The sequence below is a fragment of the Loigolactobacillus bifermentans DSM 20003 genome, assembly GCF_001434575.1.
In the GTDB taxonomy this organism is placed as follows: Bacteria; Bacillota; Bacilli; order Lactobacillales; family Lactobacillaceae; genus Loigolactobacillus; species Loigolactobacillus bifermentans.
On sequence record NZ_AZDA01000041.1, the window covers coordinates 1 to 21,560 of the forward strand.

At 44.8% G+C, this 21,560-nt stretch carries 18 protein-coding genes and 1 pseudogene; 14 read left to right on the forward strand and 5 right to left on the reverse strand.

The features are described from left to right. Positions 1-170: 170 nt before the first annotated feature. Together FC07_RS05770 and FC07_RS05775 are read right to left on the reverse strand one after the other, a co-directional pair. A complete protein-coding gene (locus tag FC07_RS05770; RefSeq protein ID WP_057904179.1) occupies positions 171-776 on the reverse strand; it encodes a superoxide dismutase in 606 nt (201 codons plus the stop codon). Between the two features lie 214 nt (positions 777-990). After that, complete coding sequence (locus FC07_RS05775) at positions 991-2,400, reverse strand: C69 family dipeptidase (protein WP_057904180.1); 1,410 nt, start codon at positions 2,398-2,400, stop codon at positions 991-993. A gap of 304 nt (positions 2,401-2,704) precedes the next feature. Between FC07_RS05775 and FC07_RS05780 the strand changes: the two genes are divergently transcribed. The 3 genes from FC07_RS05780 to FC07_RS05790 all read left to right on the forward strand — a co-directional run bounded on the left by FC07_RS05780 (position 2,705) and on the right by FC07_RS05790 (position 5,889). Further along, on the forward strand, positions 2,705-3,652 hold the full coding sequence (locus FC07_RS05780; protein WP_057904181.1) for a 2-hydroxyacid dehydrogenase: 948 nt from the start codon (positions 2,705-2,707) through the stop codon (positions 3,650-3,652). 148 nt (positions 3,653-3,800) lie between these two features. After that, a complete protein-coding gene (locus FC07_RS05785; protein ID WP_083483216.1) occupies positions 3,801-4,565 on the forward strand; it encodes a GTP pyrophosphokinase in 765 nt (254 codons plus the stop codon). A gap of 184 nt (positions 4,566-4,749) precedes the next feature. Beyond that, positions 4,750-5,889: an MFS transporter gene (locus tag FC07_RS05790; protein ID WP_057904182.1), complete on the forward strand. Its 1,140-nt coding sequence runs from the start codon at positions 4,750-4,752 to the stop codon at positions 5,887-5,889. Positions 5,890-5,941: 52 nt separating this feature from the next. On the opposite strand, the pseudogene FC07_RS05795 reads toward FC07_RS05790, so the two are convergent. From FC07_RS05795 to FC07_RS05805, 3 genes and pseudogenes are all read right to left on the reverse strand, one after another. After that, positions 5,942-7,549, reverse strand: a pseudogene (locus FC07_RS05795) (ABC transporter ATP-binding protein); the annotation flags it as partial. A gap of 492 nt (positions 7,550-8,041) precedes the next feature. Then, positions 8,042-9,778 carry an ABC transporter ATP-binding protein gene (locus FC07_RS05800; RefSeq protein WP_057904184.1) on the reverse strand — a complete coding sequence of 579 codons (1,737 nt, stop codon included), beginning with the start codon at positions 9,776-9,778 and terminating at the stop codon, positions 8,042-8,044. Positions 9,779-9,978: 200 nt separating this feature from the next. Then, entirely contained in the window at positions 9,979-10,494 is a 516-nt protein-coding gene (locus FC07_RS05805) for an NUDIX hydrolase (RefSeq protein ID WP_057904185.1), read from the reverse strand. A 95-nt stretch (positions 10,495-10,589) separates the two neighbouring features. Here FC07_RS05805 and FC07_RS05810 point away from each other — a divergent pair, with 95 nt between their 5' ends. The 11 genes from FC07_RS05810 (at position 10,590) to FC07_RS05860 (ending at position 21,543) form a co-directional block, all read left to right on the forward strand. Continuing rightward, positions 10,590-11,150, forward strand: a complete 561-nt coding sequence (locus FC07_RS05810) for an HAD family hydrolase (protein ID WP_057904186.1) — start codon at positions 10,590-10,592, stop codon at positions 11,148-11,150. Positions 11,151-11,233: 83 nt separating this feature from the next. Further along, the gene (locus FC07_RS05815; RefSeq protein WP_057904223.1) at positions 11,234-13,210 is read left to right on the forward strand and encodes a GTP-binding protein; all 1,977 of its coding nucleotides are present in this window, start codon (positions 11,234-11,236) and stop codon (positions 13,208-13,210) included. A gap of 27 nt (positions 13,211-13,237) precedes the next feature. Beyond that, complete coding sequence (locus tag FC07_RS05820) at positions 13,238-14,662, forward strand: hypothetical protein (RefSeq protein WP_057904187.1); 1,425 nt, start codon at positions 13,238-13,240, stop codon at positions 14,660-14,662. A 181-nt stretch (positions 14,663-14,843) separates the two neighbouring features. Continuing rightward, positions 14,844-16,247 carry a Fe-S cluster assembly protein SufB gene (gene sufB / locus FC07_RS05825; protein ID WP_057904188.1) on the forward strand — a complete coding sequence of 468 codons (1,404 nt, stop codon included), beginning with the start codon at positions 14,844-14,846 and terminating at the stop codon, positions 16,245-16,247. Positions 16,248-16,647: 400 nt separating this feature from the next. Then, positions 16,648-17,904: a LysM peptidoglycan-binding domain-containing protein gene (locus FC07_RS05830; protein ID WP_057904189.1), complete on the forward strand. Its 1,257-nt coding sequence runs from the start codon at positions 16,648-16,650 to the stop codon at positions 17,902-17,904. Between the two features lie 15 nt (positions 17,905-17,919). Next, the gene (locus tag FC07_RS05835) at positions 17,920-18,390 is read left to right on the forward strand and encodes a hypothetical protein (protein ID WP_057904190.1); all 471 of its coding nucleotides are present in this window, start codon (positions 17,920-17,922) and stop codon (positions 18,388-18,390) included. Positions 18,391-18,462: 72 nt separating this feature from the next. Beyond that, a complete protein-coding gene (locus tag FC07_RS05840) occupies positions 18,463-19,137 on the forward strand; it encodes a VTT domain-containing protein (RefSeq protein WP_057904191.1) in 675 nt (224 codons plus the stop codon). Positions 19,138-19,160: 23 nt separating this feature from the next. Then, complete coding sequence (locus FC07_RS05845; protein ID WP_057904192.1) at positions 19,161-19,481, forward strand: MazG nucleotide pyrophosphohydrolase domain-containing protein; 321 nt, start codon at positions 19,161-19,163, stop codon at positions 19,479-19,481. Positions 19,482-19,583: 102 nt separating this feature from the next. After that, positions 19,584-20,048: a YbaK/EbsC family protein gene (locus FC07_RS05850; RefSeq protein ID WP_057904193.1), complete on the forward strand. Its 465-nt coding sequence runs from the start codon at positions 19,584-19,586 to the stop codon at positions 20,046-20,048. After that, complete coding sequence (locus FC07_RS05855) at positions 20,045-20,821, forward strand: PhzF family phenazine biosynthesis protein (protein WP_057904194.1); 777 nt, start codon at positions 20,045-20,047, stop codon at positions 20,819-20,821. Before FC07_RS05850 ends, FC07_RS05855 begins: the two co-directional genes overlap by 4 nt. A 188-nt stretch (positions 20,822-21,009) precedes the next feature. After that, positions 21,010-21,543, forward strand: a complete 534-nt coding sequence (locus FC07_RS05860) for a helix-turn-helix domain-containing protein (RefSeq protein WP_057904195.1) — start codon at positions 21,010-21,012, stop codon at positions 21,541-21,543. Positions 21,544-21,560 lie beyond the last annotated feature (17 nt).

Below are 21,560 nucleotides of genomic sequence, written 5' to 3' on the forward strand. Positions count from 1 at the left end.
ATTGGTCCAAAATTGTGCGGTATGCCGATATTAAACCTCGTATGAATAATTCGGGAGAGAGATTGATTTTGGGTGAATTCATGACAAAAAATATGCAATATGCATCAAAAAAGGCAGAGAACTACATTTTAAGTAGTTGCTCTGCCCTTGATTTAGCGTTTTGTTAATGATTAGTCGTTCATTCGTCGATTGACTTCATCCCAATTGACAACATGCCAGAAATTATTGATATATTCTGGCCGACGATTTTGATATTTAAGATAATAAGCATGTTCCCAAACATCTAAACCCAATAAAGGAACTTGATGATTTGTTAGCGGGGAGTCTTGATTTTTAGTGGTCACAATATTAAGCGAATTGTCTGCTTCCCGAATTAACCAAGTCCATCCTGATCCAAATACAGAAAGCGCCGCGTCAGTGAAGGCTTGTTTAAATTGATCATAAGAACCAAAGGTTTCGTCAATCGCTTCAAGTAACGCTTTTGAAGGTTGAGAATCAACGTTTGGTGTGAGCATCTTCCAGAAAATAGAATGGTTGTAATGCCCACCGCCATTATTACGAATACTGGTTTGGATATTTTCAGGCAAGGTGTTTAAGTTTTGTAACAGCTGCTCGATTGACAGGTTTGCTAATTGCTCATTGTCCTTTAAAGTGGCATTCAACTTATCAACATAAGTTTGATGGTGCTTATCATGGTGTAGCCTCATCGTTGCTTCATCAATGTAAGGTTCTAAAGCGTCACAAGGATAGGAAAGTTCTGGCAGTGTAAATGTCATAAAAATCTCCTTTCTTTGGTACCGGTTTATTTAGTGATAATATCATATATAAAAGTGATGAGATATAAAAAAGCATCAGTTCATTTAAAGTAAATGATTCATTAGCAGAGAAACGTTTTTATGCATGATCTAAAAAGCTCTAAAAATCCAAATATTTCAGATTTTTAGACCCTTTTTATGCGGTCAAGCATGACGTCGCGAAGCTATTCTAACGTCAATCATTTAAATTATATTTCAATTTCATCTGGGTCGCACTTAAAGCGACCATTTGACCTAATAGCTGGGTGGCCTGAGTGACATACAAGTTGGCCATTTGCTGATTAGCTTGTTCTAGCTGTGTCAGTGGCGTTTTAAGCGCGCTGAATTGCTGGTCGGTGGTGTGTTGGATTTGGCGGCAAGCTGCTGTGAGCTGTTGGTCAAAATCTGCAGCAAAGGCGTTTAGTCGTGGGTAATCGTGGTCTCCTAAAATGCCCATGGTGCGGCTTAACCAATAGACCTGTGTGGGGTCGTATTGCGGGGTGGTGTCGCGGTAACAGCTTGGTGTATCAGATACGTTGGCGTAAAATGGTACAAGCGCATTAAAGGTATTGGGACCATAGGCCAGCCAATGAATACCGGCGATTTCAGGCGGCACGTGAGGCCGAATTTGTAGGACATGCGTTTCTTGATTACGATTGATACCAATGGGGCGAAAAGCATGGCGTTGTTCAGGCGTCCCTGTGCCGTAAGGATCGTAAGCCGTATTTTGATAATGAGAACTAAGCAGCCATTTAATGGTTTCAAGACTGATTTTCTGCTCAGGAACCAACGCAAAAGGTAAGTCCTGATCCAGTGGTGTTTGCAGGCGACTGGGATTTAAAATGGACTGCACATACCAGGCCCGTGGATTGTTGTAATGTTGATCTTTTAAGGTGGCACTACCAAAAATATGGCGTAAATTAACCGTATCATGGTCAGGATTTAGTCGGTATTGTTCAATTAAACGGGGTAAATCAGCCGAAAATAAGGTATTTTCGGCTTCAAAATCATAGTCCGCAATATTAAAGCGATTAGGGGCAATCACGTAAGCATCGTCTGGAATCTTAATGGCAGCCCAATGATGGCCACCAATCGTTTCAAAATACCAGACTTCATCTTGATCAGCAAAGGCGATGCCATTGGATTCATAGGTCCCATATGTTTCAAGTAAGGCGCCTAACCGCTGCACCCCTGCTCGCGCCGAGTGGCTGTAAGGTAAGGTGATCGTGATAAAATCTTCTTCGCCAAAGCCAGTTTCAACCAGTGGATCAATGCCTAAAATGCGAGCGTTCGTGGTGCTCGTTTCAGTGGCAGTCATGGCAACGTTGGCACGATTGATACCAGCGCCGCCCCAGATGCCATATTGTGGATCTGCATCTGGGGTTGAGGTGTAGCGCAGTGGATCAGCGGGTAAGTCGATTTTGGCGCCACTTTGGACAGCTTGATAATGGGTTGGTTGGTCCTTGGTATCAATGACGACAAAACGTTGTGGATTTGCGGCGTCACCACTGCCATCTTCATTGCGCGCAATTAAAGTGGCACCGTCTAAAGTGGCCTTTTTACCCACTAAAATTGTCGTACATGAGCCTAATTTACGTTGTTGCATCTGATCATCTCATTTTTCGAATTTTCTTTAAGTGTAACGGAGAAGTTGGCAAGACTGCAAGGATTCAAATCGATTACGATCAGTATGAAGGCATGTGAGGGATACAAGTTTGAAGGGTGATTTGTTGCTTTTTAGGGAAGCCGGCAGTGTTATAGCACAAGCAAAACAAGTCTAATTTGAACTTAAATTGTACTGCTAGTTGATTTTTCACAAGTAGTAAGTTATTGTGTGATTAGCAAACGGTTTCAAACCGTTATGGGGCTTTGTAGAATGGACAGTAGCTGTTTTATAAGGAGGCAAAAGCATGCAAAAAGTAGTCGTATTAAATGGTAGTGTCGTTAATTATGATCACAATATTGATTGGGCCACGTTACCAGGGGATGTGGTGACGTATGATACTACATCAGAAGACCAAATTTTAGAACGGGTGGCTGGTGCAGCAGTGGTGATCACCAAAGAAATGCCCATGCCAGGCGCCATTATTCGACAATTTCCGGCAAGTATCAAAATGGTCTGCGAAGCAGGTACCGGCTACAATAACTATGATATTGCTGCTTTGAAAGAAAAGGGCATTGTATTAACCAATATACCCGCCTACAGTACCCAACGTGTGGCGCATACAGCGATTATGTTGATGCTGAATTTAGCAAGCACCATGCAAACGCAGATCAGCATGATTGCTGCCGGCAATCACGATAATTTTAGCAAGCATTTAATGGTCAGTCATGAGGAATTAAATGGCAAAACGTTAGGTGTGGTTGGTTTTGGTCACATTGGCCAGGCGATTATCAAAGTGGCCCAGGCCATGGACATGAAGATCTTAGTTGCAACACGCACACCGCGAGAAGATTTTAATGGGATCCATTTCACCACGCAAGCAGAGCTATTTGCGCAAAGTGATTTTATTTCGCTTAATTTACCGTTAAATGACACGACCCATCATCTGATCAACGCGGCTGTTTTAAAAGCGATGAAGCCGTCCGCTTACTTAATTAACACCGCCCGTGGTGGTTTGATTGATCAGGCTGCATTAATAACGGCTTTGCAACAGCATGAGATCGCTGGCGCTGGCTTGGACGTCCAAGAGGTTGAGCCGTTACCAGATGACAGTCCATTGTTTACCCTGCCGAACGTAATCGTAACACCGCATATTGGTTGGCGAGGATTGGAGACCCGCCAACGCTTATTACAAATGATTCACGATAACGTCGCAGCTTATTTCAATGGTCAACCGATCAATCGTGTGATTTGAGGACAAATTAGACTTAAAACCAACTCCGCTGAGTTGGTTTTTTGCTGTACGAATGGGCAGTCAAGGACAAGACCAAAGTTGGATTGATTATTTTGCGCGAGATGATTACACTATTTGTAAATCAAACTCAGATTAAGAAGGTTTTTGAATGATACTTGCACGAGAGAACTTACTCAATATTAAACAGATCCAGCGGGAATTAATGGCATTAGGCGATCGGCGCATGGCCAATAATGTGACCCAAATGGCAGATTATTATCAATTATGCCAGCTGGCTGTCAACGAAATTGGCACAAAACTTGATAATTTAGATGCGGATTATGCGATTCATTATGATCATAATCCCATTCATCATATGGAAGAGCGAATGAAGGATCCTCGTTCCTTACAAGGTAAATTACGGCGCAAAGGCCTAGCGCCATCAATTACCAGTGTGTACAATCATATTTTTGATTTAGGGGGGATTCGGGTCGTCACCAACTACTTAAATGATGTTTATACGGTGGCCAATAATTTGATTGCGCAAAGTGATGTGGAATTGTTAAAACGTAAGGATTATATTAAGCATCCCAAACCTAGTGGTTATCGTAGTCTACATTTGGTGGTGACGGTGCCGGTTTTTCAAGCTTCTGGCGTTAAAATTGCACCGGTGGAAGTTCAGATTCGGACGGTGGGTATGGATATGTGGGCCAGCTTGGAACACAAGCTGCGCTATAAAACCAGTGTTTCTACAGAACAAGTGGCGCATTATGGCAAGCAACTTCATGACTATGCCGACGAATTAACCGATATTGAAGAAAATATGCAGGCGATCTTCTATCAACTGGACGGTAAAATGGCGTTACCGGAAACGGTGGATACCTTTGACGCTCCAGATGTTGATGAAGCTGATACAACCACTAAAGAGGCTTGATTTTTCAAAGCCAGCTACGCTAAAATAGAATTAACAATTAAATCAGCAAGATCGGAAGACTATTCAGTTAGATAAGGTACGCGTGGCGTATCGGAGGGTTATCAGACCAGATAAGATGTTATTTAATCTTATTTGGTCTTTTTTTGTGCTAAAATAGCGCGCTTGCTAAAAAGGAGTTAGGCAGATGAGTCAGAAACAATCCTATTGGAGTCGGAATTTTATTTTAATCTTGATCGGCAATGCATTGCTGTTTATGGTGTATAACATGCAAGTACCGGTGTTACCGTTATATGGGAAAAAGCTCGGGTTAACCCCGTCACAGATCGGTATTTTTGTAGGGGCAATCATGTTTGCGGCACTGTTAACCCGGCTGCGAATTCCTTGGTTTTCAGCACATTTTAGTAAGAAAGTCCTGTTGATCGGGGGAATCTTTTTATATCTGATCGCAGCAATCAGTTACCCGTTATTAAGTGGTTTTGGTTTATTGGTCTTATTGCGGTTATTTAATGGCTTAGGCCATGGGTTAACTACCACTTATTTTGCCACGTCTGCGGCGGCCGAGTTGCCGCGCCATAAAATAGGCGCGGGCATGGGCTACTTTGGGATTGGCACCATGGTAACGGCCTCCTTAGCCCCGCTGTTGGCGTTGGCCCTTGTGCAGCACTATTCCTTTCAAGCATTCTTTCTGGCCTGTGTTGGGATCTTATTTGCAGCCTTGGTGATGATTTTAGGGACCACGAAGCCACAAGTCATTCCAGCTCAGCCTAAACAAGTCCAACACGTTTTTCAAAAGCAATTTCTGCCGCAGTGTGGGTTGGTATTTATTTTAGGGGTGTTAATGAACGGTGTCATGACGTTTACACCGATTTACGTCCAACTGCATCATTTAAGTGGTATTTCGGGGTTCTTCTTTGTAGCTGCATTGGCAGGCGTGGTAATTCGGCCCATTGTTGGCCATACGTTTGATCGGCAAGGACCGCGCTTGATCTTATGGTTAAGCACTGTATTGTTGACAATTGGCATGGTGTTGCTGGCTTGGGTGGATCGTAACTGGATGCTATTACTCGCTGGGGTGTTTTATGGCGTTGCTGATGGTGCCATCTATCCCACGTTACAAGCCTGGCTCTTTAAGCGCACGACCATGGCAGATCGGGACACCGCTACTGGGATGTTTTTAAATGCCTATGATTTAGGGATGGGCTTAGGCGCAGTTGTGTTGGGCTGGGTGGTTCAACTTACTTCGTATCAAAGCATGTTTTTTGTGTTGACCGTGATTGCTGTGTTGTATATTGGCTTAGCGCTGGCACTAAGCAAGCGCGCTTAACATGGCTACAAAAAAAGAGCGATTCCCGCGGGAATCGCTCTTTTGACGTACTTTATTCAAAGACGAATTGGTTATGATACAGTTCAGCGTAGAAACCTTTGGCAGCTACTAATTCTTGGTGAGTCCCAACTTCAATGACTTGACCGTCTTTTAAGACGACGATCTTATCAGCGTTTAAAATGGTCTTTAAGCGATGGGCAATTACGAAGGAAGTTCGACCAGCAATGGCGGCTTCCATGGCCCATTGAATTTGTTGCTCGGTAACGGTGTCCACGTTACTGGTGGCTTCGTCTAAGATCAAGATCTCAGGGTTGGTGAGAATGGTGCGTGCAATGGAGATTTGTTGTTTTTGCCCGACTGAGAACACGGAGTTATTTTCATCAACGTGAGTCTCATATTTGTCAGGTAGGCTTTCGATAAAGTCATGAATATGCGTGGTTTTGGCCACGGTGATCACGTCATCCATACTGGCATCGGGCTTCCCAAAGCGAATGTTGTCTGCAATGGTGCCAGAGAACAGAACAGATTCTTGTAAGACGATTCCAACCTTAGACCGTAAACTATCAAGGTCAAATTCACGAATATCGGTTCCGCCGTACTTAATCGCGCCGCTATCCACGTCGTAGAAGCGGTTCATTAAGTTCATCACAGTGGTTTTACCAGAACCAGTGGGGCCAACTAAGGCGACCATTTGGCCTTTTTTCACGTCGATACTAACGTCCTTTAAAATTGGCTTGTCAGGTAAATAACCGAAGTTGACATGATCAATTTGAATCCCATCGCCCACGTGTTCAAAGGGTTTGCCGTTTTCAGGCCGAATTTCATCAGGTTCATCAAACATGACATTTAAACGTGTTGCTCCAGTGACGGCTAATTGTAATTGGCCGAAGGAACTGGAGATCTGCATGATCGGGTTATAGTATTGTTGCGCGTATTGGATAAAGGTTACCACCAGTCCTAAAGCGGCTGCGGTACTTAATGAGTGATCATTTAAGGCAATTTTGGTCCCTAAGAAAATCACCAAAGCAGTGGTTAACAATGAAAAACCATTCATCAAAGGGAAGATCATCCCTGACCAGGCTTGTGCGGCAAAGGTTGATTTTTGAACCTTCTTATTCCGAACAACGAAGCCGTCAATGGTTTCTTGTTGCTGGCCTTCAACGATGATTGCTTTTTGCCCAGAGATCTTTTCATCCATGTAGGCGTTGAGTACACCGACTTCTGCTTGTTGGCGGTCAGTGGACTTCTTCGCTTGAATGACAATGATGATGGCACATAAAATGGCGACTGGGGTGGTTGAAACGGTGACCCAGGCCATTGAAACGTTTTGCCGGAAAATCATGATCAGGATCCCGACAAATAAAGCAAAGTTTGTGGTGACGTTAACGGCTGCTTGGTTTAACGTGTTTTGAATGTTATCCAAATCAGAAGTAAAGCGCGCTAGAATGTCACCATCTTCATGACGATCGAAGTAGGCAATCGTCATTTTTTCTAACTTGCCGAATAGTCCTTTACGCATCCGGTTCGTAGAATGGGCCACGATTCGGGTGAATAGAATCGTGTAGATCAATTGCGCCACACCCGTCATGATGTAGAAGGATAACAGTTTCCACATGGCAGCAAAGAAAGTGGCTTTGCTGGCTGGGTTGGAAACGGCGGCCTGGTGCAAGCTGTGAATGGTTGTACCTTTTGGCAGGGATGACAAAATACTGGCAGGCACGTTAGCGTTGGTTAAATCTTTCCAGTTACTTGGCATCTGGGCCAATTGCTGCAAACTGTGAATCGTGGTGCCTTTTGGCAAGTGTGCTAAGACTGTTTGCGGGACGTTTGCATCGGTTAAACTGGTCCACGCAATGTGGTGTCCAGAAGCTTTGCTGAGTTGCAGGGCAATATTTTGTAACGCTTCCTGTGATTGTGCAGAGCCAGCCGCGATTTTCTTCAATGCTTTCATGGCTTCTGGGGCATGTTGATGTGTGAAGAAATGCGTCACGTAATTGGTTAAATGGGTAATCGCATCCCCCATCACAACCGGCGCCTTGACTTGTAAGTAAGTGGCAACAATGATGAAAATTGCGATCACTAAGAACTGGAGCTTATATTTTTTAAAGTAAAGATAGAAGAATTTAAGGGCACGTGCTGTATCACTCATCGACTACGCCTCCTTTGCCTTTTGTGTGTTGTAGATTTGTTGATAAACGGGTGAATTTTCAACTAGTTCGTGATGGGTGCCTTGGGCGACTAAGCGCCCTTCATCTAACACTAAAATCGTATCAGCGTGAACCACACTGGAGATCTTTTGCGCAATAATAATGGTGGTGGTGCCTTTCAAGTCGCGGTTAAAGGCTTCTTGAACCAATTTTTCTGAGTGCGCATCTAGTGCGGAGGTTGAATCATCCAAAATCAAGACTTTTGGTTGCTTGATCACCCCACGGGTAATGGATAACCGTTGTTTTTGTCCGCCTGAGAAGTTGTTGCCACGTTCTTCAACTGGGGCATTGTAACGTTCTGGTAAGCGGTTAATGAATTCGGCGGCTTGGGCAATACCAGCTGCGCGATCCATATCGCTGTCATTAGCTGCTGGCTTACCTTGTTTCAAGTTACCAGCAATGGTGCCAGAGAACAGGATGGCTTTTTGTAAAACGATTGAAATCGTGTTTTTCAGCGTTTTTTGCGACACATGTTTCAGGTCTTTCCCGCCAACCTTAACGGTACCTTCAGTTGGATCAAACAAGCGCGGAATCAATTGCGCCAAAGTGGACTTACCAGAGCCTGTGGCCCCTACGATCCCGACCATTTCACCAGACGTTAATTTGAAATTAATATCTTTTAAAGTGGGTGCATCGTCATTGGGGTAAGCAAAAGAAACGTGGTCAAATTCCACCGTGCCATCTAATGTTTCATCTGGCGTATCGTCAAAGGTCATGGATGTTGGTGTGCTCAAAACTTCTTTGATCCGGCCCATGGAAACCATCCCACGTGACGCAAACATACTCATCATACCGCCCATAATAATCGCAAACATGATTTGCATCATATATTGAATGAAGGACATAATGCCCCCTAATTGATCCTGGGCAACGGAAGGCGACTTGGTGACAAAAGTTGAAACCAATAAGATCGCCGCAAAAATCGCCAACTGTGAAATAATGGTAAATGCCGGTACCATGGTTGAGAAGGTGTAACCAACTGCCAAATTATGGCCTAATAATTCGTCTGAAGCGGCATCAAACTTTTCAGCCTGGCTTTTTTCTTGAACGAAGGATTTCACCACGCGCGCACCGCGTAAATTATCTTTGGCGATGCCATTGATCCGGTCCATTAAAGACTGGAAGGCAGCAAAGTGGGGGCCCATCGATTTCATAGAAACGCCGGTGACCACTGCAATTAAGAGCACCATGACCACAATGATCCACCATAACTTCGGCATGGTGATGATCGATAGCACAAAGGCACCAACAAATAATAACGGAATGCGAATCAAAACTTGGAAAACCATCATCAGTAACATCTGAATTTGGTTCACGTCATTGGTCATACGAACGACTAAATTGTCAGACTTGTATTTTTCAATATCTTCATAAGAGAAGGTCTGAATTTTACGGAAGGTTTGTTCCCGCAAATCAGCTGAAACAGCCTGCGATAATTTAGCGGCAGTCAGCGTATTGAGAATCGAACCGATCAGGCCGATTACAGCGATGACGATCAAGCCGATGCCATAACCACTGATTTTGTCGATTTTACCGCTGGTAGACAGCGACATATTGGCCATGACACTTAAAATGTTTTTCATATAGCTGGGTTGCCACAAGGTGGCACCAACTTGTAACAGCATGGTTAGTAATGCAGCGGTTACCAGCAATTTGTATTTCCCGATTGCTTTCATCACCATAGATATGAACCTCCAATAATTGTGAATTTTTACCAATGAATGCCGAAAAAAATACGAACCCCTCACAAACGAGTGGTTACGCAGCGACTAAGAATTATACGCCTCTCGATTACTAATGTAAATCCATATTTAATGAAAAATTTTAATAGAGATTGGCTATTTTAAGGAAAGCATATAAAAACGGCTAAGCCAGTAAAGGCCTAGTCGTTGGTTGGGGCAACAAATAATGTTTTTAAAGCATTATAATGTAGAAAAATACCTTGATCAGCGTATGCTTTGATTTGGTCCGCTGTGACAATATCGAAGTGTGAGACTTCTTCAGCTTGCATGGCAATGTCTGTTTTATCAAAAGCCATGATAAATTTATAAACATCGACAAAATAGTTGTTCTGTTCAGCTGGATTGTCACGCTGATAGGTAAAGGCGTAGCCGCCTTGCGCCTGACTGACGTCTAGTGTGGTTTCTTCACGTAACTCACGGCGAACGGCCTGCTCAGACGTTTCTCCGGCGCGAACGCCGCCACCTGTGACTTCCCACCAGCCAGCGCCCCAGTCCTTATCCATTTTGCGTTGGGTAATTAAAAAGCGGCCGTCAGGGCGTTGTAAAATACCAATCACCGTTAAATGATAGTCACCTGGTACCATGCGCCAATCATTGCGTGCCATTGTGCGCCCAGTTTTTTGTTTGTTTTTGTCATAAATATCCCATCGTTCCATCTGTGATCCCTCGAATCTGGCAACATAATCTTAGTTTGAGTTTAGCATATTGCCTGTTAAATAGGTGTAAAATTTAAGGAAAAGAGGCGCACGTCATGTTTAAAACGATTTTGTTTGACATTGATGGCACACTGATCGATACCGAGCAAGTGATCATTCAGTCATTACAGCAAGTGTTGAAAACCCAGCTTCATTTAACGGTTTCGGCTGAAAAATTGACGTTTGTACTCGGCATCCCTGGTGCCACGGCCTTACAGCGCTTTACCGCGGATCCAGCGCAAATCCAACGTTTAGGCGCACAGTGGTCAGCGTTGGCAGCGACCATGACGCAACAGTACCGTATTTTTCCGCAGGTTCAAACAGCGCTGCAGCAACTTTATCGGCAAGTGCCATTAGGCATCATCACGTCAAAGAATCGTGGCGAGTTCACCCGTGAGTTTACCCCGTTTGGTTTAAACGATTATTTTCAACTGGTGGTTACCGCCTCAGATACCACGCAGCATAAACCGGATCCGGCACCGCTGCAGTATGCGGCGCAACAATTAAAGCGAACGCCAATAGAACTTTTGTATGTCGGTGATACGGTTTATGATTTGCAGTGCGCCCATGCAGCAGGTGCTCAGTTTGCGCTGGCAACTTGGGGGGGCCCACGCTGATTCAGCGCTCCAACAAGCAGATTTTCAGTTGGCAACGCCGTGTGACTTGTGTCAATTGATTGAAGAGAGGACTTTTAATGGTAATGAAGCAAATTGTAGCAGGCATCGTCGCCCACGTTGATGCTGGTAAAACCACACTTTCAGAAGCGTTATTATATCATGCAGGCACCGTGCGGCAGTTAGGCCGCGTGGATAAAGGCGACGCTTTTTTAGATCCGGAAGCATTAGAAAAGCAGCGAGGCATCACGATTTTCTCACATCAAGCGCGCTTAACTTATGATGATCTGGAATTAACGTTGCTGGACACACCAGGACATGTGGATTTTGCGGCGCAAGCTGAACAAGTTTTAAGTGTGTTAGATGTGGCGGTGTTGGTAGTTTCAGCATTGGAAGGGGTACAAGGACACACACGAACATTGTGGCAATTGTTACAGCGCTATCAGGTGCCAACAGTGATTTTTGTGAATAAAATGGATACCAATGACCGGGAGGCTAGCCGAATTTTGGCACAATTGCAGCAGGCCTTAGCACCAGGTTGTTTGGCCTTTTCAACCGACTTAATGCCAGCGTTACAAGAAGAAATTGCGTTGCAAGACGAGCAAGTGTTGGATCAATTTATGGCCACTGAACAATTGTCTGACGCAACTGTTCGTCAAATGATCCAGCGCCGCCAGATTTTCCCGTGTTATTTTGGGTCAGCTTTAAAGCTGACTGGCATTACGGAATTGTTAGCTGGATTACAACAATGGACGACTCAGCCAACGCCGCAACCTGACTTTGGTGCGCGTGTCTTTAAGATCTCGCGAGATGAAAAAGGGGAGCGCTTGACCTGGGTTCGATTAACTGGAGGGACCTTAAAAACCAAAGCAGTGGTGGTTGATGATGAAAAAATCAATCAAATTCGACGCTATAATGGCCTAAAATATACGGTGATACCAGTCGCTATTAGTGGTGATGTCTACGCACTGACTGGTTTAACGACAACTTATCCGGGTCAAGGTTTGGGACAACTCAAGGATGCGCAACGGCCAGTGCTACAGCCAGTATTAAATGTGGCGTTGGATCCGCAGGGCAATGATATTCAAGTGTGTTTAGCAGCGCTACGCCGATTGGAAGAGGAAGACCCAGAGTTGCATGTCACGTGGTCTGAACCGTTACAAGAGTTGCGGGTTCAAATTATGGGAACGGTCCAACTAGAGGTGCTACAACAGCTCCTACAACAGCGCTTTGATTTAGCAGTTACGTTTGGTGCTGGCAGTATTTTATATCAAGAAACCATCACCCAACCGATCGAAGGGGTCGGGCATTTTGAACCTTTGCGGCATTATTCAGAAGTTCATCTATTACTTGAACCCACAGCGCCTGGCAGTGGTGTGACCTTTGCAAGCGACTGTTCGTTAGAGGTTTTAGGGCGTAATTGGCAACATCAAGTGTTAAGTAGTTTGCAGGCTAAGACACACTTAGGCGTGCTGACAGGTGCGCCACTAACGGATGTGAAGATCAGTTTGATCGGTGGCAAGGCTAGTAACGTCCATTCAGTTGGTGGTGACTTTCGTGAAGCGACTTGGCGGGCGGTGCGTCAAGGCTTGATGATGTTGCAGGCCCAACAAGCTTGCCAATTATTAGAGCCGTGGTATCAATTTCAACTGACGGTCCCCACTGAACAAGTTGGGCGGGTGATGACTGATGTGCAGCGAATGAGTGGGACCTGTACGCTAGCTGAACAGGCGGCGTCAACAATGGCCACATTGGTTGGGACCGCACCAGTTTCCGAAATGCAAGGTTATGCTCAGGCAGTCCATGCGTACACGCACGGGCAAGGCCAGTTAGCGTGTCAAGTGTTGGGTTACCAGCCTTGCCATAATGCGACTGAAGTCATTGCAGCGGCAAACTATGATCCAGTTGGCGATTTGGAGAACACGCCGGGTTCAGTTTTTTGTGCACATGGGGCAGGCTATCCGGTGCATTGGGATGATGTCCCTGCAATGGCGCATTGCCCTTATCGTGATGAGACCAAAAGTGTCCTTTCCGACAATGCTAAAAATCATTATAATAGATAAGGAATGACTATTTTTTGGAGGTAACTCATGACTAAAGAACCTGAACTGATGCGATTATGGCCTAACTTTCGTGATTCGCTAGAATATGCGGCGGTCAAGGACTACCCGCAAGCTTCAGTCAAAGAAGCAGTAACTTATTTTGGTGACTTAATGGCGAAAGTTTACCCTGGACGTTTGCAAAACTGGACCGCCGAGCAGGTGTGTGCTGTTTTAAGCACGATTCGCCAGCATGTGCCGGCAAGTGATGATGATCGAACGGCGCAAGCAATCAATGATCAGGTGGTTCAAGCGTTATTGCGTTATTTAGCACGAACAGATCAAATTGGCGCCGATCAAGCGGCGCTTGAAACGGCCTTGTCACAACTGGATCAGCGTAAGACGTTGGTTGCACCGCTTTACCAGCGTCAAATCAATACAGATCCAGATTTACCAAAATGGCGTGACTATATTGCCCGTGACATTAGCATTTATACTTATGGCTGGTTAGCGGCCTATTTGCACAGTGCCGAAGCGTGGGCACAACGGCCAGCAGGGGTCACGTCAGATTTTTTGGCGACGATCGTGAACGCTTTGTCTGAATGGGCTTATGATGAATTTCGTAAAACACCTAAAAGTTGGACTAAGAAAGTATTGCGGGCCCTGTTAACAGGACCGTTTATGGTGAATATGACCTTATCTCGTGACGATTATCAGCGTCTGGTGCCAACTTTAAAAGCCTTTTTAGCTTATACAGGCGCCCATGGTGATTTAAATGAAAAGCGGGCCAATGATTATCAACGCTTTTTAACGGACCTTGAACCAGAAGTATTAGCCGCTGTGCAGGCAAAATTTGCTGAAAAAGCACCGCTATCAGCAACTGAACAAATCGCTGAAACAGCACCAGATTCCCTATTGGCTGCGGCAGCAACGTTATTAGCAGACCCTAAAAAATTGGTTGCAGCAGCAGCTGTACGCGATCCAGATCCTGAGCAAAACTATTTAGAACATCAACATGTTGCGAAACAAAGTGCTCATAAATGGCAGCGCCAACGCGCAATTGCCATTCATACCCAAGGCGTGGAGGCCGCATTGACCTTGTGGTTGCGCCAAGCGGATCATCCGTTGCCACAAGGCTGGGATGCTCAGATGACGATTGGCAATATGAGCGGTTTTGTTGATTTGTTGTATTCTCAGTACTTAGTCGCGCCTGCTGATTGGGAAAATGCCTTTTTACGTGATTTCGGTGAATGGTCACGGCAAAAGCAGCCTGATAGTGGTGCACAGCTGCAGGCAATTACCAGTTTGATCGGTGTTTTGGCAGAAATGAAATTGCTCAACCAACGTCAGGCGTTGCAATTACCAGCAGCGCTAAAAGGTGAAACAGTGCCGAATGTGCCACAACCGACGAAGGTCAAAGGCAAAGCGATTTCGATGAAAAAAGCACGGCGTTTATTGAAACGAAAACAGCATTAAAAATCCAAGGTGTCAGTCTTAAAACAAAGACTGACCCTTTTTTTGATCAAAATAATATAAAATTAGTATAAACCCCTATATAAATATTGTAATCAGCGTTATAATTTAATCTAATTTTAATCAAGCTATGTTTCAGCACCGTTATTGAAATAGATGATGTTAACGAGAAAGGATGCGCACAATGAATGAATTAAGTGAGATCGTTGCCGATCGGCCGTATGAATTCGGTTTTCATGATGATGTTGAACCTGTTTTTTCAACACATCAAGGATTGACAGAGGAAGTTGTTCGTCAAATTTCTCGAGAAAAAGCTGAGCCAGCCTGGATGTTGGCCTATCGTTTAAAGGCGTTTCATATTTATGAGAAAATGCCCATGCCAAAATATGGGCCGGATCTCAGTGGGCTTGATTTTGCAAATATGAAGTATTATCAGAAAATGACGGATCAGGCGTATAACGACTGGGAAGATGTCCCAGATGATGTTCGCGAGACGTTTGATAAGATTGGAATTCCGGAAGCTGAGCGGCAGCATTTAAGCGGTTCGGCGGTGCAATATGAATCGGAAGTGGTTTATCATCACATGCGTGAAAAATTTGCAGCAGCTGGCATTATTTTCACCGACATTGATTCGGCTTTAAAAGACTATCCGGAACTGTTTAAAAAATGGTTTGGCAAACTGGTTAAGCCATCAAATAACAAATTTGCTGCGCTAAATGCAGCCGTTTGGTCAGGTGGAAGCTTTATTTATGTGCCCAAAGGCGTCACGCTAACCACGCCGTTACAGTCCTATTACCGCATGAATACAGAGGGCTCAGGGCAGTTCGAGCGAACACTGATCATTGTGGATGAAGGGGCCCATATTGAATATGTTGAAGGGTGCAGCGCTTCGATTTATAGTCAAGATAATTTACATGCAGCTGTGGTGGAAGTCAATGTTTTGCCCAACGCGTATTGTCGTTATACGACGATTCAAAACTGGTCCAATAATGTGTATAGTTTGGAAACCAAGCGCGCTCAAGCGCTGGAAAATGCCACAATGGAGTGGGTGGATGGCAACTTTGGGTCAAAGGTAACCATGAAATACCCGTCCGTTTATTTAAATGGCGAAGGGGCGCATGGCACGATGTTGTCGATTGCAGTTGCCGGGCACAATATCGATTCTGATACAGGTGGCCAAATGATTCATAATGCAAAGCGGACCACGTCATCCATTGTATCAAAGTCGGTTTCAAAGGATGGCGGTGCCGTGGATTATCGCGGTAAAGTCCGTTTTGGACGTCACGCAGAGGGTTCTTTCGCCCATGTGGAATGTGATACCATCATCATGGATGAACAATCATCAGGGGATACGGTGCCATTTAATGAAATTCTGAATGGCAATGTGTCGATGGAACATGAGGCCAAAGTGTCAAAAATTTCAGAAGAGCAGCTTTATTATTTAATGAGTCGCGGTATTTCGGAGGCTCAGGCAACAGAGATGATCGTCATGGGGTTTGTAGAGCCGTTTACCAAAGAGTTGCCATTGGAATATGCCATCGAGTTAAATCGGATGATCGGCTATGAAATGACAGGCAGTGTGGGCTAACCGCTGGCTAAAAAGGAATCTATTGGGACTAAAAAATCCCCTTGCGCACTGCGCAAGGGGATTTTTTGGCAAAGGGGGACGACCTTCGGAACGCTTGCGCGCCGATCGTCCTTTAACAACCTTCACCGTGGGTTTGGCACCATTCAGTAGTATGCCGGTTCTCACGGTAGAAGTCAATCAAAAAGTCATTTAAAGTGCTTGCGCAACTGGCCAATACACAAGATGTTATTGAGCTATAGCGTCAAAACAGGTATGATAAAATTATAAAAATAAAATTGGGGATTTTAGGCACTCCTTTCAGACGACTGAAATCGGATCCTTTTTTAGGAGGAGCCATGTTTCCACCGTGGCGGGTTTCGCCCGATGGAATAGACCTTAAATCACTTAGGAGGAGTTACTTATGAACAAAAAGCGCGTTATTGGGGCAGCACTTGCAGGCGCCTTATTATTCGTTCCGTATATCGCGGAATCATCTGCGGTTTTAGCGGACGGTTTTTATGTGAACCAAACAAATGCAGAACGGGCCGATATTACCAATTGGGTGGCTAATAGTTCTGAACAAATCAGTACCAACATTCAATCACAACATATCAACGTTAACGATTTAAACGGAAGTCGTTACGTGATTCAATGGGGCGATACGTTATCCGGTATTTCACAAGCAACGGGGATTCCAATGCGGAAACTGGCTTATGATAACCATATTCGGAATATCGATTTGATCTATGCAGGGGACATTTTAATTTTAAATCGTAATGGCTCATACGTGCCAAGTGATTGGAACTATGAAGGTCACGGCACCCATGTGGCAAATACGAAAGTGACGATCAATAACTTTGTGGACAACAGTGATAATTCGGTGACGATCGTTGATTCACCGATCACCGTTAATAACACAACAAATAACAACAGTACCACGAATAATAGTTCGACCAATAATGAAACGAACGAAAAGACCACAACAACAATTAATAATTCAGATTATGAATCACCCGTTGATCCAGTGGCAACCACAACTGCTGGCAGCGACAGTAGTGCTGCCAGTTCAGATACCACAGCTGCAGCTGAAAAAGATGCAGACAGCATTAATGCAACAACTGATTCACAAACAACTACATCCGATAGTAATGCTAACAAGACTAGCGCTAGCACAACGACTAGCAGCAAGAGCGGTTTAGAAGATAGTGATTTTGCTGATGAAGTTAGTTCAAAATTAGCGGATCAATTAGGCGTCGACGCCAGCAAAGTGAGTGTTGATTTTGGTGGTGATTCAAGCAGTGCGGCATCAGCTGATTCTGAATCAAGTGATGTAGACGCTGAAGCAACAGATACCGACTCACAAACCGTTTATGATGATGATCAAAGTATCTCAATTGCAAGTGATAAGTTATCTGCTAAAAACGCCGCAAAAGTTGCTAAGAAGATCTATAAACAGCTCGAATCAGATGATAAATTAAGCGATGTGACAGATGCTGACAGTATTGATGTGACTTTAAGTGCCACTGATGGGGGCTACGACTTCAATATTTCATTGTCTTCTGAATCAAGTGATGACTCAGATAGCAACAGTTCAAGCGAATCCGATACCGCATCTGATACCAATTCCAGCAGTGTCACCACAAGTTCGGATGACACAACTGACGCTGAAGATTACTAACCTGAGGTGTGACGCATGAAAAAAAGTAAAGCACCGATTATTATTGTGATCTTAGTGGTCATTATCGCAGCGTTAGGTGGCGCCTATTGGTACATGGGGCATTCAGTTGCCAAACGGATCCCAGGCAATACTTACCGTTATCAAAGTGTTTCAAAGGATAAAACCTTGTACGTGACCTTTGCAGCAAGTGGTAATGAAGTGGTGGTTAATCCTGATAAAAATACTGCGGTGAAAGCGGCCGGCAGTCAGACTGCTTTTGACAAGGAATACAAGTCACAGTCTGAAAGCGCCACTTGGCGGTATTCGGCTCAAGGTGGCACCATGACTTTGGCGGAACAGACCAAGGATGGTAAAGTCTCACAATGGCAGTATAATAAGATCTTTGCCACAGGCAGTAAGTTCACCTCACACAGCTTTACCTACCAAATTGCCAAGGCAGGCCAAGGTCAAGTGAAGAGTAAAACCGTATTTGAAAAGGTAAACTAACCTTTTAGGATCAGTCAAAGTGACTGATCCTTTTTTGTGATACACTGACAACAAAAGAAGTGGGGTGACCGCATGAAACAACCCGTAAAACGTTGGGTAATCGGGTTCAGTGCCGTGTTAGGAATTTTATTGATTGGCTTATTGTTACAGCACTATTGGCCGGCGTTACATTTATTGCGCCAGCCAACATTTAATCGCGCCACTTTTATTCATGCGTTTCGTGGCCGTGGTTGGATTGCCGCAATTCCGTTAGCAGTGTTGTTAATGGCGGTGACTATTATTCCCGGTGCACCGAATGCGATGATTGCAATTGTGAGTGGCATCTGTTTAGGCGCGCCATTGGGGTTTGTGGTGAATGTGATTGGCCTAAGCTTAGGCAACTCGATTGGGGCATTAATGGTCGACCGTATCGAGGATCACCATCAGGCCAAGCATCAATCGCGCATTTTAACGGACCTACTCAAAATGCGTCACCCAAGAATTGGCGTCATGTTAGGCTATTCAGTGCCATTTGTGCCAAATACGCTGGTCCATTTGGCTGCGGCTCAATTAGCAATCAAACGGCCACAGCTTGAACAATTGATCGTGTTAGGCAGTCTACCGTCAGCATTTTTCTATGCGTTTGGTGGGGATGCGGTGTTACATTTTGATTTAAAACGTGTGCTGATCGTGGTCGTTTTAATTGTTGCTTCTACAGGTTTGGTGACATTGATGCGACGTGATCGCAACGATATGACACAAAAGTAAAGACGTGAAAGGACTGAGTTTACTTGGCACTAGCGGCACATCAAAACTGGCTGGTTGATTTTTATCAGCGTCGAAATTGGTTTCAATTATCACCGTTCATTCGGGTTAATTTTTTGACAGAAGAGGTTGGTGAGCTATCGCGCGCTGTGCGTGCACTTGAAATTGGACGGCACCACCCAGGTGAACCAGCGGTAACGCCGGCCGCTGCGCGTGCGAACCTGGTAGAAGAGTTAGGCGACTGTTTGGATCAGTTGTTAGTGATCTGTGCGAAGTTTGAGGTCACACCGGATGAAATTATTCAGGCAAGTGAACATAAAATGAAGCAGCGATTTCATGAATTGTAAGCAGATATTCCCAATGGGGATGTCTTTTTTTGATAAGGCGCTACTTTTGATGGGGTAATTAGCCTATAATAATGAGTAAATTATTAAAAAAGGTGTGGGCGTATGTCATTAGAGCAAGTAACACAGTATTTTAAAGCGCAAGGAATTGCGAATCAGATTGTGACATTTGATGAATCGACGGCGACAGTTGAACAAGCCGCGGCTGTATTAGGCGTTGTGCCAGATCAAATTGCTAAAACCATGGCATTTCAATTAAAAGAAAAACCAATTGTCATTGTGACGGCTGGGACAGCTAAAGTCGCCAATGCCAAATTTAAAGCGGCCTTTGGTCAAAAAGCCCATATGGTTGCACGAGCAGCTTTACCAACAACGATTGGCCATCAGGCAGGTGGTATCTGTCCGTTTGCATTGGCACCAGGCGTCAGTGTTTATTTTGATACCAGTTTGCGTGGACATGATATTTTGTATCCAGCGGCAGGCGCGCCGAATGCTGTTATTCGTCTGACATTGGCCGAACTGGTGCAGTATGCAGCACCTGAAAAATGGATCGATGTGGTGAAAGCATGAAATATGCAATCGTCGATGCCTTTACGGCAACCTTATTTAAAGGGAATCCAGCGGCGGTTTGTTTTGTGGACAATTGGCCAGTTGAGCAAGTGATGCAACAAATTGCCTGTGAAAATCGTCTTTCTGAGACAGCTTTTGCACGCCAATTAACGCCAACCCATTATCAATTACGCTGGTTTACCCCAGGTGGTGAAATCGATTTATGCGGGCACGCCACGTTAGCAAGTGGGTATCTGATATTTCGTTTTCGGGCACCAGGGCAGGCCCAAATTACATTTACCACCCAAAGTGGTGACTTAGTGGTTACCAAACAACAAGATTGGTATGCGATGCAGTTTCCAAGCTATGCACTGCAGCCTACGCCAGTAACACCAGCAATGACGGCTGCGCTAGGTGTCACACCACAAGCGGCTTATTTAGGCCGCGACTTACTGTGCGTGGTAGCGCGTGAGCAATTAGTTCGCAATTTAGCACCAGATCAAGCGCGCTTGAAAAGTTTGCCAGGCTTGTTACAGCACGTCACTGCAGCAGGTCAGGACTATGATTGTGTTTCTCGTTCATTTGGTCCGAAGTTGGCAATCCCTGAAGATCCAGTTTGTGGCAGCGGCCATTGCCACATTGTACCGTATTGGGCCCAACGGTTGCATCGAAATCAAATTAGTGCTTACCAGGCGTCAGCCCGTGGTGGCGAATTGCGGTGCGCGTTACAAGGCCAGCACGTTCAATTATGTGGTCAAGCTGTTCTGTACGTACAAGGGACACTAACCCTTTAGGGTGTTATGTCGTTAGTGGGATGACGTTTGACGAATAGCAGTTGGGCATTGAAAAAAGACCTCAAATTTTAATGATCAGCGCAAAATTAAGCGCGCTTGATGCTGTCAAACCAGGCTTGTAACAGATTTGTTGCTAGACAAATCATCGCTTACCGGAGATACTAAACGTAAAAGAAGGGGGCGGTGTCATGGCAATTGGGGATTATTTACGACAGGCACGTTTAACAAAAGGAATGAGTCAAACCACGGTTGCAGCAGCATTATATGTGACGCGCCAAACAGTTTCGCGTTGGGAACAAGATCAAACGCTACCGAATATTTACGTCTTACAGGATCTTAGCAAACTGTATGGTTGCTCATTAGAGGCATTAATTGGTAAAACACAACCGATGCAGCCTATGAAACGACATATTAACTGGTTGGCACTTTTCGGTTTGATTTGGTTTAACCTCATTGTGGTTTTAGCCGTTGCAGGAACCGCCATTGGGTTGTTGATGGGATTGTGGGTGACCGTCGTTACGTTTATCGCTTCGCCATTTTTAGCTATTGGCGCCAATGTGTTATTTGGCCAAACCAGCGCCTGGTGGCAATTATTAGCGGCACTTTTTCTTGGTGCCTTAGGCGGCAGTCTAGTCCGTCCTGCATGGCGAATCACAACCTATACCTGGCAGGCTTGGCAACATTATGTGCGCTATAATCGACGAACAATTTATACGTATTAAAACGCTGCAATATGCAC

Bases quoted from the DNA above. Each gene is read 5' to 3' on its own strand.
- FC07_RS05770 (WP_057904179.1), bottom strand. From the start codon at position 776: ATGACATTTACACTGCCAGAACTTTCCTATCCTTGTGACGCTTTAGAA.
- FC07_RS05775 (WP_057904180.1), bottom strand. From the start codon at position 2,400: ATGCAACAACGTAAATTAGGCTCATGTACGACAATTTTAGTGGGTAAA.
- FC07_RS05780 (WP_057904181.1), top strand. From the start codon at position 2,705: ATGCAAAAAGTAGTCGTATTAAATGGTAGTGTCGTTAATTATGATCAC.
- FC07_RS05785 (WP_083483216.1), top strand. From the start codon at position 3,801: ATGATACTTGCACGAGAGAACTTACTCAATATTAAACAGATCCAGCGG.
- FC07_RS05790 (WP_057904182.1), top strand. From the start codon at position 4,750: ATGAGTCAGAAACAATCCTATTGGAGTCGGAATTTTATTTTAATCTTG.
- FC07_RS05800 (WP_057904184.1), bottom strand. From the start codon at position 9,778: ATGGTGATGAAAGCAATCGGGAAATACAAATTGCTGGTAACCGCTGCA.
- FC07_RS05805 (WP_057904185.1), bottom strand. From the start codon at position 10,494: ATGGAACGATGGGATATTTATGACAAAAACAAACAAAAAACTGGGCGC.
- FC07_RS05810 (WP_057904186.1), top strand. From the start codon at position 10,590: ATGTTTAAAACGATTTTGTTTGACATTGATGGCACACTGATCGATACC.
- FC07_RS05815 (WP_057904223.1), top strand. From the start codon at position 11,234: ATGAAGCAAATTGTAGCAGGCATCGTCGCCCACGTTGATGCTGGTAAA.
- FC07_RS05820 (WP_057904187.1), top strand. From the start codon at position 13,238: ATGACTAAAGAACCTGAACTGATGCGATTATGGCCTAACTTTCGTGAT.
- sufB (WP_057904188.1), top strand. From the start codon at position 14,844: ATGAATGAATTAAGTGAGATCGTTGCCGATCGGCCGTATGAATTCGGT.
- FC07_RS05830 (WP_057904189.1), top strand. From the start codon at position 16,648: ATGAACAAAAAGCGCGTTATTGGGGCAGCACTTGCAGGCGCCTTATTA.
- FC07_RS05835 (WP_057904190.1), top strand. From the start codon at position 17,920: ATGAAAAAAAGTAAAGCACCGATTATTATTGTGATCTTAGTGGTCATT.
- FC07_RS05840 (WP_057904191.1), top strand. From the start codon at position 18,463: ATGAAACAACCCGTAAAACGTTGGGTAATCGGGTTCAGTGCCGTGTTA.
- FC07_RS05850 (WP_057904193.1), top strand. From the start codon at position 19,584: ATGTCATTAGAGCAAGTAACACAGTATTTTAAAGCGCAAGGAATTGCG.
- FC07_RS05855 (WP_057904194.1), top strand. From the start codon at position 20,045: ATGAAATATGCAATCGTCGATGCCTTTACGGCAACCTTATTTAAAGGG.
- FC07_RS05860 (WP_057904195.1), top strand. From the start codon at position 21,010: ATGGCAATTGGGGATTATTTACGACAGGCACGTTTAACAAAAGGAATG.